This window comes from Neptuniibacter sp. QD37_11 (assembly GCF_047778105.1).
GTDB lineage: Bacteria > Pseudomonadota > Gammaproteobacteria > Pseudomonadales > Balneatricaceae > Neptuniibacter.
Genome location: NZ_CP180552.1, coordinates 2,928,190 through 2,940,705 on the forward strand (window position 1 = coordinate 2,928,190; position 12,516 = coordinate 2,940,705).

General features: G+C 43.0%; 19 protein-coding genes. 6 read left to right on the top strand and 13 right to left on the bottom strand.

What is annotated here, in order from left to right:
* Positions 1 to 143 precede the first annotated feature (143 nt).
* From ACMXYT_RS13670 to ACMXYT_RS13685, 4 genes are all read right to left on the bottom strand, one after another.
* Complete coding sequence (locus ACMXYT_RS13670; RefSeq protein WP_415899127.1) at positions 144 to 635, bottom strand: YgjP-like metallopeptidase domain-containing protein; 492 nt, start codon at positions 633 to 635, stop codon at positions 144 to 146.
* 41 nt (positions 636 to 676) lie between these two features.
* Positions 677 to 1,126, bottom strand: a complete 450-nt coding sequence (locus ACMXYT_RS13675) for an NfeD family protein (protein ID WP_415899128.1) — start codon at positions 1,124 to 1,126, stop codon at positions 677 to 679.
* Complete coding sequence (locus tag ACMXYT_RS13680) at positions 1,127 to 2,044, bottom strand: SPFH domain-containing protein (RefSeq protein WP_415882319.1); 918 nt, start codon at positions 2,042 to 2,044, stop codon at positions 1,127 to 1,129.
* Positions 2,045 to 2,205: 161 nt separating this feature from the next.
* Complete coding sequence (locus ACMXYT_RS13685; protein WP_415884680.1) at positions 2,206 to 2,388, bottom strand: hypothetical protein; 183 nt, start codon at positions 2,386 to 2,388, stop codon at positions 2,206 to 2,208.
* A 260-nt stretch (positions 2,389 to 2,648) separates the two neighbouring features.
* On the opposite strand from ACMXYT_RS13685, the gene ACMXYT_RS13690 reads away from it, so the two are divergent.
* The 3 genes from ACMXYT_RS13690 (at position 2,649) to ACMXYT_RS13700 (ending at position 4,993) form a co-directional block, all read left to right on the top strand.
* On the top strand, positions 2,649 to 3,221 hold the full coding sequence (locus tag ACMXYT_RS13690) for a YceI family protein (protein ID WP_415899129.1): 573 nt from the start codon (positions 2,649 to 2,651) through the stop codon (positions 3,219 to 3,221).
* Positions 3,222 to 3,358: 137 nt separating this feature from the next.
* Positions 3,359 to 4,492, top strand: a complete 1,134-nt coding sequence (locus ACMXYT_RS13695) for a methyltransferase (protein WP_415899130.1) — start codon at positions 3,359 to 3,361, stop codon at positions 4,490 to 4,492.
* Positions 4,493 to 4,537: 45 nt separating this feature from the next.
* Positions 4,538 to 4,993 carry a DUF4149 domain-containing protein gene (locus ACMXYT_RS13700; protein ID WP_415899131.1) on the top strand — a complete coding sequence of 152 codons (456 nt, stop codon included), beginning with the start codon at positions 4,538 to 4,540 and terminating at the stop codon, positions 4,991 to 4,993.
* 102 nt (positions 4,994 to 5,095) lie between these two features.
* Here the strand turns inward: ACMXYT_RS13700 and ACMXYT_RS13705 are convergent, their stop codons facing one another.
* Positions 5,096 to 5,290: a hypothetical protein gene (locus ACMXYT_RS13705; protein WP_415882323.1), complete on the bottom strand. Its 195-nt coding sequence runs from the start codon at positions 5,288 to 5,290 to the stop codon at positions 5,096 to 5,098.
* A 419-nt stretch (positions 5,291 to 5,709) separates the two neighbouring features.
* A complete protein-coding gene (locus ACMXYT_RS13710; protein WP_415899132.1) occupies positions 5,710 to 5,835 on the bottom strand; it encodes a hypothetical protein in 126 nt (41 codons plus the stop codon).
* A 289-nt stretch (positions 5,836 to 6,124) separates the two neighbouring features.
* On the opposite strand from ACMXYT_RS13710, the gene ACMXYT_RS13715 reads away from it, so the two are divergent.
* Both ACMXYT_RS13715 and ACMXYT_RS13720 read left to right on the top strand, forming a co-directional pair.
* On the top strand, positions 6,125 to 6,304 hold the full coding sequence (locus tag ACMXYT_RS13715) for a hypothetical protein (protein WP_415882325.1): 180 nt from the start codon (positions 6,125 to 6,127) through the stop codon (positions 6,302 to 6,304).
* A 413-nt stretch (positions 6,305 to 6,717) separates the two neighbouring features.
* Complete coding sequence (locus tag ACMXYT_RS13720; RefSeq protein WP_415882326.1) at positions 6,718 to 6,978, top strand: hypothetical protein; 261 nt, start codon at positions 6,718 to 6,720, stop codon at positions 6,976 to 6,978.
* A 58-nt stretch (positions 6,979 to 7,036) separates the two neighbouring features.
* Here the strand turns inward: ACMXYT_RS13720 and ACMXYT_RS13725 are convergent, their stop codons facing one another.
* From ACMXYT_RS13725 to ACMXYT_RS13745, 5 genes are all read right to left on the bottom strand, one after another.
* Positions 7,037 to 7,225, bottom strand: a complete 189-nt coding sequence (locus ACMXYT_RS13725; RefSeq protein WP_415882327.1) for a YqaE/Pmp3 family membrane protein — start codon at positions 7,223 to 7,225, stop codon at positions 7,037 to 7,039.
* A gap of 80 nt (positions 7,226 to 7,305) precedes the next feature.
* Positions 7,306 to 7,773, bottom strand: coding sequence for an FKBP-type peptidyl-prolyl cis-trans isomerase (locus tag ACMXYT_RS13730; protein ID WP_415899133.1), 468 nt, complete (start codon positions 7,771 to 7,773; stop codon positions 7,306 to 7,308).
* A 12-nt stretch (positions 7,774 to 7,785) separates the two neighbouring features.
* Positions 7,786 to 8,463 carry an alpha/beta hydrolase gene (locus ACMXYT_RS13735; RefSeq protein ID WP_415899134.1) on the bottom strand — a complete coding sequence of 226 codons (678 nt, stop codon included), beginning with the start codon at positions 8,461 to 8,463 and terminating at the stop codon, positions 7,786 to 7,788.
* Positions 8,460 to 9,107: a pyridoxamine 5'-phosphate oxidase gene (pdxH, locus tag ACMXYT_RS13740; protein ID WP_415899135.1), complete on the bottom strand. Its 648-nt coding sequence runs from the start codon at positions 9,105 to 9,107 to the stop codon at positions 8,460 to 8,462. The genes ACMXYT_RS13735 and pdxH overlap by 4 nt, the downstream gene beginning before the upstream one ends.
* An 83-nt stretch (positions 9,108 to 9,190) precedes the next feature.
* Positions 9,191 to 10,033 (bottom strand): fructosamine kinase family protein, encoded by an 843-nt coding sequence (locus ACMXYT_RS13745; RefSeq protein WP_415899136.1) that lies wholly within the window; start codon positions 10,031 to 10,033, stop codon positions 9,191 to 9,193.
* An 82-nt stretch (positions 10,034 to 10,115) separates the two neighbouring features.
* On the opposite strand from ACMXYT_RS13745, the gene ACMXYT_RS13750 reads away from it, so the two are divergent.
* Positions 10,116 to 10,802 carry a hypothetical protein gene (locus ACMXYT_RS13750; protein ID WP_415899137.1) on the top strand — a complete coding sequence of 229 codons (687 nt, stop codon included), beginning with the start codon at positions 10,116 to 10,118 and terminating at the stop codon, positions 10,800 to 10,802.
* Positions 10,803 to 10,840: 38 nt separating this feature from the next.
* Here the strand turns inward: ACMXYT_RS13750 and ACMXYT_RS13755 are convergent, their stop codons facing one another.
* Positions 10,841 to 11,491: a DUF2959 domain-containing protein gene (locus ACMXYT_RS13755; protein ID WP_415899138.1), complete on the bottom strand. Its 651-nt coding sequence runs from the start codon at positions 11,489 to 11,491 to the stop codon at positions 10,841 to 10,843.
* An 8-nt stretch (positions 11,492 to 11,499) separates the two neighbouring features.
* Positions 11,500 to 12,504 carry a hypothetical protein gene (locus tag ACMXYT_RS13760; RefSeq protein WP_415885706.1) on the bottom strand — a complete coding sequence of 335 codons (1,005 nt, stop codon included), beginning with the start codon at positions 12,502 to 12,504 and terminating at the stop codon, positions 11,500 to 11,502.
* Between the last annotated feature and the right edge of the window lie 12 nt (positions 12,505 to 12,516).

A 12,516-nucleotide genomic window follows, 5' to 3' on the forward strand; every position in this document is an offset into this window, starting at 1 on the left:
CCTGAGAGATGGTAGCTATTACTCAAGATATACGCCAAAAATCATTTATAGATATGATCAATATTCCTTATTTGAATCCGTCCGTTTACTATAAAGACATACTACTAGACTCAAAAATCTAGTCAGCGGCACACCATAAAGCATCACCTCGAATACTCCTGCCAAGTAAGATAGAGCCTGAGGTCTAACTCTAATCGGTGGTAATCAGCATCCATATGCTGACATAACTGATAGAACGCTTTGTTATGATCCAACTCTTTCAGATGTGCTAATTCGTGGACAACAATCATCCGCAAAAAAGCTTCAGGTAATTGTTTGAATCGCGTATCGATCAGGATCTCTTTTTTAGATTTAAGTTTATTCCCTTGGATACGAGATACGCGGCTATGGGTGCCTAAAGCATTCATTGCTGCAACTTTATCGCTGTATTGAACTTTGCTGACAGGTGCCGCTTTTCGCATATAGCGATTTTTCAGCTCCATAGTATATTCGTACAGCGCTTTATTGCTTTGAATCGAATGGGAATCTGGATATTTTTTCTGTAAAAGAGGCCCTAAAGTTTCATCTTGCAACATGGCTAAAGCTTGCTGCTTTAAAGACTCGGGATAATGATTAATATATTTTAGTACTGTCATAATGAAACGGGACCAGCTTGGCCGATCCCGCTAGAAATCAATTACAATTTACGGATCAGTAGCGTCATGCCTTCGCTGGCATAAACCTCGACTTTAGTTCCCGCTTCCAAATCATCTTCTGCAACAACCTTCCAAAAAGTATCACCGATCTGAATTCGACCTAAGCCATCTTCAACGTCATCAACTAATGTCAGTTTTCGTCCAATCAATTGCGCCGCTCGATCATTGATCATGCCTGCTTCATCATCATTGTTTTGGCAACGAAAGAATTTCCAGAAAATAACCGAAGCAATAACGGAGAAGAGCGCAAACAATAGGAATTGATGTTGCCAATCATTTAGCACACCAATCGCCATCAATGCAGCTACTGCAAAAGCAGATAATGAGACACCGATCATAAATCCCGCGGCACCTAAGGCTTCACCACCTAAAAGCACCAACGCTAGAATAATCCAATGCCAGTAAGTAATTGATTCGAGTAGTTCTAACATTTACGAACCTATCTTAGTTTCTTTTAACAGCTCGCTGATGCCAGCAACGGAGCCAATAACGCTACTTGCTTCTAGAGGCATCATCACGACTTTAGCATTTTCGCCTGCACCAATATTTTGCAGAGCTTCAGTATATTTTTGAGCAACAAAATAGTTCAGAGCTTGCGGGTTACCTTGTGAAATCGCTTCCGAAACCACTTTGGTTGCACGCGCTTCTGCCATTGCCAAACGCTCTCGCGCTTCCGCTTCTCTAAACGCTGCCTCTTTTTCACCTTCTGCAGTCAAAATGGCAGCTTGTTTTTCACCTTCAGCAACTTTGATCGCAGCTTCTCTTTCACCTTCTGCGGTTAAAATCGCAGCACGCTTTTCACGCTCAGCTTTCATCTGGTTTGCCATCGCTTCAACAAGATCAGCCGGAGGTGAGATATCACGAATTTCCACACGGGTAACTTTAACGCCCCATGGATCTGTCGCTTCATCAACTTTGCTTAACAGTTGGCTATTGATGTTATCTCGGTTGGATAACATCTCGTCTAGCTCCATCGAACCCAAAACCGCACGGATATTAGTCATTACCAAATTCTGCATCGCGCGATAAAGATCGTTAACTTCGTAACTCGCTTTAGATGCATCCAACACCTGATAGAAACAAACAGCATCAGTAGTTACTTGCGCGTTGTCAGAACTGATCACTTCTTGAGGGGGTACATCCAGTACTTGCTCCATCATATTTTGCTTAGCGCCAATCTGATCAACAAAAGGAATAATCAGATTCAAACCTGGTGTCAGAGTTTTGGTAAAACGCCCAAAACGTTCTGTTGTCCAGTTATACCCCTGAGGAACCATCTTGACCCCAGAAAAAATAAAAATTAATGCGAGAACAACCACTACCGCAGCGGTAATTTCAAACCCAAACATCACAATCTCCTTTAGTAAAGTTGGGAGGAGGTATTCATATTAATACTGATCGGGAAGAACTGAAATGGCTTAGATAAATTAAGCGTGAGGTAACGGCAAGCAATCAATAAGAAATATTAAACGCTTTTTGGGGGAAGAAAGAACAATCTGTAGAAAAAGGATTATTCCTCTTCTGCCTGTTCATGCTCTGCAAGGAAACCGCGAATAAAACGACGGACTTCACGTGCAGCACTCGTATCTAGCTCTTCACACAACGCAACAAAATCATCGCGCTCGACATCGTTAATGCGAATAACTAGTTGGCTATTTTTCTTTTTAGCCTTAGATTTCTTTTTTGACTTCATCATTTTTCAACTCTAAATCGTCAACTGACTGCAAGAATACAGCAATTATCCCCTTACCCCAACGTACATCTTAAGAATATCTTAGGTATATACAATTTAATTTCTATCAGCCTTAAAAGTTAACAAAAAACGAAAACTATAATCATTGAATATCAAAGGGATAAATGTATTTCTTTGATCCTAAACAACTCCGCTCTAGACAAAAGTAAACGATTGTTTAAAATCCAACCCCATCACTACAAAAATAAGGATATTTACCCATGAAAAAATTAGTAGCCATCGCATCACTTGCTCTTTTCAGCACTGTTGCTTCAGCTGACTGGACGCTAAGCCAACAAGATTCTGACTTCAGTTTCTCATCCATCAAAAAAGCCAAAGTGCTAGAAAACCACAGCTTTAAACAAATTAGCGGCGGCATCGATGCTGCTGGCAAAGCAACGCTAAATCTTGACCTTGCATCTGTAACTACAGGTATCGAGATCCGTGACGAGCGTATGCAAAATATGCTGTTCGAAACAGGCAAATTTGCTCAGGCCAACTTCATGGCTCAAGTGGATGTAAACCAAATTGAGAAACAAGCCGTTGGTTCCATCCAGCCGCAGACTATCACTGGCACATTAAGCCTTCACGGTGTTGAAAAAGAGATTACCGCTCAAGTGAATGTCGTTAAGCTAGCTGACAACAAAGTATTGGTTAGCACAGCTCAACCCATCACAATTAACGCTGCGGATTTTGCGCTAGATACTGGTGTAACTGCACTTAAAGAGATCGCAAAATTACCATCTATCTCTTTCGCAGTACCGGTTAGCTTTAACCTAGCTTTCACTAAGTAAAACACGCTTAAGGTTATTAAACCTAGGTACATTTACCTGGGTTTCTTTCTTTTCCAAGTTCCTTTGCGACGCTACGTTCTAAATCACCCCTTGTGATAAACTGCGGCCTGTAACTTTCGAATCAGTTTTGGGCCCGTATGAATATCTTCGAAACACCTTTCGGTCAATTCTCTCTTTCTCGTTATCCTCGTCGTAGAAATGAACAACTACGTGCGTGGGACGCTGCTGATGAGTACCTGTTAAATCAGATTGATCAGGAAGAGATCCTTGCAAACCCAAAACGCATCTTGATTATTAACGATCAATTTGGCGGTTTATCAATCGCATTAAATGACCAAGCGCCAACAGTGGTCAGCGATTCGTGGTTGGCTCATGCCGGTATAAAAAACAATGCTGCGGATAACGATATTGATGCAAAAGCCATAACCCTATGTAACAGTTTGGATTATCCAGCCGAAACATTTGACCTCGTGCTGATTAAAATTCCAAAAAGCTTAGCGATGCTGGAAGACCAACTAATCCGCTTGCGTCCTTTGTTAGCAGCAGAAACTAAAGTAATCGGCGGCGGGATGGTTAAATCTATTCATACCTCAACGCTAAAACTGTTCGAAAAGTATTTAGGCCCTACAACAACCTCGTTGGCAAAGAAGAAAGCAAGACTGATATTTCCAGAGATCGATCTGAATCGACCGCAATTAGAATCGCCCTACCCATCCGATTATATATTGGAGAACACGCAGCATAAGATCATCAACCATGCTGGCGTATTTTCCCGAGATAGTTTGGATATCGGCACCCGCTTTTTCCTTCAACATCTAACTGATACAGATACATTCGAGGATATAATTGATCTTGGCTGCGGTAATGGCGTTGTAGGCTTAATTGCAGCAGAAAAGAATCCATCTGCGGCTGTTCACTTTGTGGATGAATCATTTATGGCTGTCGCTTCTGCCGAGGCTAATTTCAGAGAAGCCTTCGGCGACAGTCGAAACGCAACTTTCCAAGCAACCGATTGCCTAGCTGGTATTCAGAAGAATAGTTGTGACTTGGTGTTAAACAATCCACCTTTCCACCAGCAAAATGTGGTCGGAGATTTCATTGCTCAACAGATGTTCCGAGAATCTCATAAAGTCTTACGATCTGGTGGTGAGTTATGGGTAATCGGCAACCGTCATCTTGGCTACCATGTAGCACTCAAAAAGATTTTTAAAAATTGTGAGACTATCGCTAACAATAAGAAGTTTGTCATTTTGAAAGCGATTAAACGTTAACCTTATTTAAAACTCAGGGAAGTAATTCCCACAGTGAGGACACCTATGTTTATTGCATTATCCCTCCATATTTTAGCTGCCGTTATTTGGGTAGGCGGTATGTTTTTCGCCTATGTTTGTTTACGACCAGTTGCAGCCGAGCAACTTGAACCGCCTGCTCGGTTAGCACTCTGGCAGCAAGTATTTGCTCGTTTTTTTACCTGGGTATGGGCAGCAATTCTGCTTTTGATTATCAGTGGTCATAGCATGATTGCAATCTATGGTGGGTTTAAGAGCGTTGGTATGCATGTTCACATCATGCTACTGACCGGCTATACCATGATGGCGATATTTGGACATCTGTATTTCAGTCCGTATAAAAAACTGAGTCTGACGGTAAAAGAAAACCGATGGCCAGATGCCGCTGAACAGTTAAATAAGATCAGAAAGATTGTCGCGATTAATCTGACTTTAGGTTTGGCAACAGTAGTTGTTGCTAGTGGCGGAAAGTTTCTTTTCTAAAATAGTTCCTTTTCTAAAATAGGTTCTTCGAGCAAATTCAAGCAGAAGCACAGATAACCGTGCTTCTGCATTGTCTAAGCATTTGCTATTCCCAGAACTAGATTAGGCCTGAAGGCTCATGGGCATAGGTATATATTCACCTATTTCATCAGGTTCTGCATCAAGAACCGCTTCCCAACCTTCTTCGCCCGGTTTCATTTCATCAGGTAAGCCCCAAAGTTCACCGCACCAAAACGCAGCGATCCAGCGCTTGCCATAACGAACTTTATAAAATCCAGGTTCTCTATTCTCATTCACGATCCATCTCCTTTTTATTCTTATCAAGGCAGAATCCATCTTCTTCTAACCACAATGACGATACCCGTTTAATCAATCATCATAAGCAGTTTTATTTGGATCGCCCCAGAGAATTTACGAAGCTAACTCAAGTAAACAAACCTAAGTACAGCCGAAGCTCCTTTCTCTTATTTATTGTTTTTTATCTCTCTAACTTCTTATAAATATTTTGCGCATATAACGTAAAGTTAGAGTGTACACAAAATAACCAGACAATAAACGGGGTTTAGCCGAAGGTGTAATACTGAGAGGTCGGACAAAATGAAACAAACTGAATTTATTTCAGGCATTAAAAAAGACCACCTAAGTGATCTTTTTTAGCAAGATAAAAGCTGACAACTTTGAGGAAGGTGACATCAACCTCAGCAGCTAAATCAAATTTACTTTTTCTGGTCTTCGTTCATCAGGCCGCGAACTTTAATGAAAGCCCAAACCATTGCGACACTCATACCAGCGATCATTGCCAGACTAGGAACCAGAACTTCCATGCTATATACATCAACCATTACGACACCCTCACAAAATTTTTCGTATTGCTCGTAGTTACTGGTGGCTAGATTAACCCTTTAGAGATTAGGGGTTATTGATTTAGCTCAAGAAATGATCATTAGCGAAGATGAAAAATTTTACGTTTGTAATGATTAAGTTTGAAAAAGCTTATGAACTGATCCATAACTTAAATGGCGAGCCCCAGCATTAAGGGAGCTCCGGTAGTGCCGGAATAATAAAAATGCATAAGGCTCCGCCAAGACTCATAAGCTTGAGTCACCGATAACTGTTCAGGAGGTAAGCGTCATGCCTTATAAAACAGTTGCCTGGACCGCCGAGCAACTCAAAAAAATGAATTCAGAACCTTTTATGATCGATTTTCTGGATACATTTAAACTTGCCCCATTAACCTTAGCCAGCGATGAAGCCGTCGCTAATATGAATGCAGTTCTAGACTTAGTAGAAGCTCAAATAAGAAAGCCATAATCCTCTGTCCGCTCCAAAAATAAGGCAGGTCATTGTACCTGCCCTTTTTTTGCCTTTCTCAAATTCCCCCCTTTAAAAACAATAAGTTAAACATCAAAAGCATAATCATTTCGTCATAAAACATAAAACAACCAATCAAAAACAACTTTTGACGCTACAAATATAAATTTCAATCAATAAAATCGCGATTTCCCGTAAAAACTCTCATCTTCCACTCTTGATTTTATTCCTTATAAATCAATAAGTTACAAGACCCTCTTTCACTTAGGGCAAAAATTTAAATTTATTTATTTTTTCCTTTATTTTCAATGGCTTACACAACAAAAAACACCGAAATTTATTTGCGATAAATCCTTATTTAATATAGACTTATCAATATAGATAAAAGAAGTTTCATTAATGAGGAAATGAAGATGCAAGAAAAGGAAGTGAAGTTACTTTTTAAAGCAGGCGTATTTGATTCTTGCCAAGCGATCCCTATCTCTATGGCGCGCGGATGGACTTTAAAATTTGTGACCAAACAGGACGAAATCATCACGCTAGATCTGCAACGATCTAAATCAGAACGTGAGTTTAAGAGTCTTGATGGCGCTGCTGCGGTAGCAAAGCGGATTGGGTTTGAATGGTTAAAAGTTCAGATCGGTGATCTTGAGTGGCAGGAAAAGGTTAAGTAACAGGCATAAAAAAACCGCTTCAAACTGAAACGGCTTTTACTGTGAAATGCATTAAACGTTATTTATCTAATGCATCTTTAATCTTTTTGTCGGTCTGATATTGGCTCAATGCATACACAGACCAGATTGCTGCTGGTATCCAGCCCACTAAGGTAATCTGTAAAATAAGGCAGACAATTCCAGCTATCGGGCGACCGATCGTAAAAAATTGTAGCCAAGGAATTAACAAAGCAAGTAACAAACGCATCTTTTATCTCCTTAGAATGCGGGAGTGGAGTACAGCAAACCATTAAGCATAATGAGTTATGCCTTAATCGAAGCTGACCCTTAAAGCTCTACACGGCCGGCAGATAGCTCGTCTTCTGTCGGCTCCCGCACTTCGATTACTTCAACAGCATAGTTCAATTCAAGCCCAGCAAAAGGATGGTTCGCATCCACTGTCACTTCATCAGCATCAATCTTGGTGATGCCTACTAGCTGCAATTCACCTTTATCATCTTCCATCTGGCACACCATGCCGACTTCCAACTGATCAAAGCCAGCAAAGGATTCACGACTAATTAGCTGCACCTTAGCTTCATCACGCTGACCATAGCCCTGCTCAGGTGATAGGGTAATTTCAAACTTATCCCCAACTTCACGACCTTCTAACGCCGCTTCTAGGCCAGGCACAATGTTTTTATGGCCATGTAGATACGGAAGGGCCTCTCTATCACGAGAGTCGTCCAACACATCACCAGCATTGTTTTTTAACGCGTAGTGAAAAGACACTACCTTGTTGTTTTCTACTTTCATTTATCTCTCCGATTAAACCGCTAGTCTTTGCGACATCCAGCGGCCTAAAGCTTCTATCTCTTCAATCGCTACTTCATGACCGATTGGATACGCATTCCAACTCGGCTGATAATTCATATTTTCTAGGTTGGCATAAGCTTGCTCACCTAATTGAACAGGTACAACCTGATCTACCGTACCGTGAGCAACCCAGATAGGCAGTTCCTTATTGGCATCAGTGCGAGACGCTTCGATCTCTTCTTCTGTTGCCATGTAAGTAGACAGAGCAACTAGCCCCGCCAAAGGTTCAGCGAAGGTTAGCGCTGTTTGGTAAGCAACGGCACCGCCTTGAGAGAAACCTACCAACAGGATTTTATCCGCTGGAATACCCTGAGCAATCTGCTCATTCACCAAGTTAGCAATTCGCTGACTGGATTTAAGCAGTGAAGCTTTATCAACCTTACGGTCAATATTCATCTCTAAAATGTCATACCAAGCACGCATCTCCATGCCACCATTGACGGTAACAGGCATTATCTCAGCATGAGGGAAAAGAAACCTCACATTGAGGTTCTCTGGAAGACGCAGGTAAGGAACAATAGGCTGAAAATCAAAACCATCAGCACCTAGGCCATGCAACCAGATCACACAGGCTGAAGCTTCGCCTTGAGGCTCTACACTAACTAAGGTTTGCTCTGTTTCTTGGCTCACGGCTGCAACCTCTCAATCTGCCACGCTTGATCAACTAAATTGAACTGGAAGCGATCATGTAAACGGCTCTCTCGGCCCTGCCAAAACTCAAAACGTGTAGGTCTGAGAATATAACCGCCCCATTCTGGTGGATGAGGAATATCGCCTTCTGGGTATTGATCAGCAAGGTCCTGCACCGCTTGTTCCAAAGCTTCACGGTTTTCTACAGGGTGACTTTGGCAAGACGCAGCCGCACTCAAACGGCTACCTAACGGGCGCGCATTAAAATACTGTTTACCCTGTTCAGGACTCAATTTTTCTACCTGACCACGAATACGCACCTGACGCTCTAAGCCATACCAATAAAACATGATTTCGGCTTGAGGGTTTTCAGACAGGTCATCCCCTTTCTGACTACGGTAATCGGTATACCAAGCAAAGCCCTGCTCATCGAAATGCTTAAGTAATACGATCCTTGCAGCAGGCATTCCATCTTTAGAAGCTGTGGCCAATGTCATCGACGTCGCATCATCTGGAGACACCTCCAGTGCATCATCCATCCACTTGGCAAACTGTGCGACAGGATCTTTGATCAGATCTTCACGTCGCAGAGGCTGCGCCAGATATTCACGGCGTTCAGCCGTTAGGTCGCCTTTATTCGTCATACAAGTCTCTTGCAAGAAAGGTTAATCAAGAAATGTGCTGCAACTATAGCACTAATCAAGGTCGCAAAAATACGTTTAGGCCACTACCTAAATTTTGCTACAACACCCATCACATCAGCTCTATAGCTTTCCCCAAACAACATCAGGTGGTTTAACAAATGCCATAAGTTGTACAATGGAAATCGCTCTTTCCACCCAGACTGCAGTGGCGCTACTTCCTGATAGGCGCTATACAAGTCCGAGCTAAAACCGCCAAAGAGATCCGTCATCGCAAGGTCGGCCTCAGGCCACCCCCAATAGACCGCAGGGTCCATTAGAACTGGCTTACCTTGACTGTCGGCAATAACATTTCCCACCCATAGATCGCCATGCAATAAAGCGGGACCCTGATCTGGAACTAATTGTTTTAGCCGTTTATTGATCGATTCAATACCCTCAATGATCTCTGTATCAATGAGGCCACGGTCATAACAGAGGCGCGCCAAGTATCCGAAACGGTGCTCAGCATAAAACTCAAAGCCATCGTAGAGCTGCGAATTCGGCTGTTCGGTTGGACCACAGAAGGTGTTTTGAGTGAAACCAAAGGAAGGCACAGACATCTGATGCAAGTGAGCCAACTGCCGCCCTAGGAGCTGGTCAAAGTCTTCTGACCTGGGGGATTGCTCAATAAACTCTAAGATCAATCCATCCCGATCAAACCGGATAACCTTTGGTGTGGATAGCTGTGTACAAGCAGATAAAGCCTTTAGCCCTGCAGCTTCAGCCTTGAACATTCTTTCATTTGCGTGACTAACAGACTTTACGAAGAGCTGCTGACCATCACTCAGCAGCACGCGTTTAGCCGCAGCAATACAGCCACCGGAGAGACTCTCTTCACGAACGATTCTTAGCCCTTGCTGTTCAACCCAGCTCTGCAAACTTTTCACTGTCTCACAGACTCCTCTTGAATCGGCTGTCCCTATACCTTTATAGTTTTAAGAACTTTACTACGCATCAATAAGGGATCCCATGCGTCTGTTGCTACTTTCTATGGTCCTTATCTTTACAGCTGGTTGTATGGATAAAAATGCCAAACCGTTTGACGTTAAAAACCTAGCCAAGTCCGATATCGATATGGTTGCGGATATCAATCTAAAGACATTGCGCAAACTGAGTCGTGAGCTAACCATCAAGCTTTATAAACGTAACCCTAAAGAGCTGCAAAAAGTCCCAGGCATGACTGTCGAGAAGCGTTTAGAACAACTATTCCCAATCACTCGTTTAGCTGATGGATTCCCAGAACTTGGCCAGAAAGATGGTGCCGACGCAGTGCCTTTAGCATTTTCTGAAAACTATCAAGGTGATCGTGTATTTGCCCTGATGGCAGGTGTTACAGGCATGCTAGACAAAGCCTACAACGGCAAGAAAGAGATCTTTATTCTGGATGAATTAGATCAACAGAAACTCTACAACTCTGCTCGTAATTTAGAATCTGTGGCTTGGCACCTGAATAACCGCAAAGACCCCCAAGGAAACTTGTACATTCTAAGTAATGGTATTTCAGAAGAAGGGATTACTAATTACAGCTACGAACGCATTTTGGGCAAGCTGATTGGCACGCAGGATTTGATGGCGGATGTAATTGCAGATAAAACAAACCGCACCATAAACCGTGTTGTTCATGGTGCGGCTTCAATGACGTTCTTCCCTATCTAATCTGAGACTAGATCAAGAAGGGGACTAGGAACAGAAGATTAGCCTTGTTCCATCTGTTTGATAAAGCGATCCGAGTCTGCGATCGCTTTTTCCATATCTCTAACTAACAGATCAATATTGCTTTTGATCCCGCGATATTCCGCTTTCAGGGAGCCTATCGCTTGAGCATTAAGGTTATGTTTTAGGAATAGAACATTGTCCTGTAGCGCGCTTAACACTGGCGGCATACGTTTTTTGGCGCGCTTAAGGGAGCGAAGTAACTCAGCGTAACGGACTTTAGTACTGCGCAGTTTAGCTGCACTTTGATCTCTTAATTTGCGGTTAGAGTACTTTGTCAGCTCCTCTTCCCACTCCTCAAATAGATCTTCAGAAACCTGCTCTACTTTTTTGATACGCGCCGTAACATCCTCTGCCGCTGCAACGCTGTCATCGTACTCAGCTTGTAGGCGGTTATAGACTGCATCCAGCTCACCGCCATCAAAGCTCACGACAGAACGAAACTGTTCCAATGCGTCCTTAAACTGCGCTTGCGCATCTTCTTGAGACTCACGTGCGTCTTCCACACGATCAACTAAGATATCGCGCTTATGGATACCCACCTGCTCCATCGCAGAGTAATACGCGCTCTGACAGCCAACTAACGCAACCATCAGGATCGATAAAAAGCCTAACTTAACTTTGGAAATCATTTCTGTCCTTAACCACAACTCTGTAGAGGGTTATTAATCATAATCTCAGCGATCTTATGATTGTTATTGAGGCATAGAGTGACGTCTGCCCTTTGTGGCATCTCTTCTAACATGTGACGAGTCAGTCGCTCATAATGCTGTATAAAGCTCTTAATCTGCTCTTCATCCATGATGCGCAGATGCTCTGTTGGCTGCTGCGTGTCGTAGATGTATTTCACTCGCTCGGCGAGCTTTTTCTCTTGCAGAGAACGCCATTCAAATACTGCATCCATGCTCGGTACTTTCAACATCACCAAGACATCCAGCATGGAGTACAGAGCCTGATAAGGGCCACCCAACTGAGTATTCACGTAATCACGCCACTCTCCGTTAGGGTCCTTTTCCTGCTCTAATTCGTTGATCGCTTCCACCAGCTCGTCTGGCTTTTGCGGGTCTGCACCTACACACCACCCCTCCAGCACGATGACATCCGCAGGCCCAACCCACTCCTGCCATACCGACGCCTGACAGCGATCATCCGTCGATTTATCGAACACAGGGATTTTGGTTACACTCTCATCGGTACTGTTCTTAAGAGAGTTTAGGATTTCGATACCTAGATCTACATCATGCGTACCTGGCACGCCACGGGTACGAAGCAGAGGATGGATTGTTTCAGAAAGCTCAACACGCTCATTGTAGGTTTTGTAGAGATCGTCGATAGAGAAACCAACAACCTTTAAACCAAACCCTTCGGTCAGAATGACTTCTAACAGATTGAATAGTGTCGATTTACCAGCACCTTGAGCACCATTGATACCGATAACTAAAGGGCCATCTTTTTGGCGTTTGCGACAAGTAATCCACGCACCTAGAGGTACATAGATTGCCTCAAACATGTCCACCAGACCGATATCTACTTTCAACGATTCCAATGTCGAAGCAAAAGCCTTCTCTACCGCAGCAACAGCATCCTCACGCTCACGGTAACTCAAACACAACTGATCTTGGGGCCAGCGAGTTATTACGCCCATAGATAGTTCCTC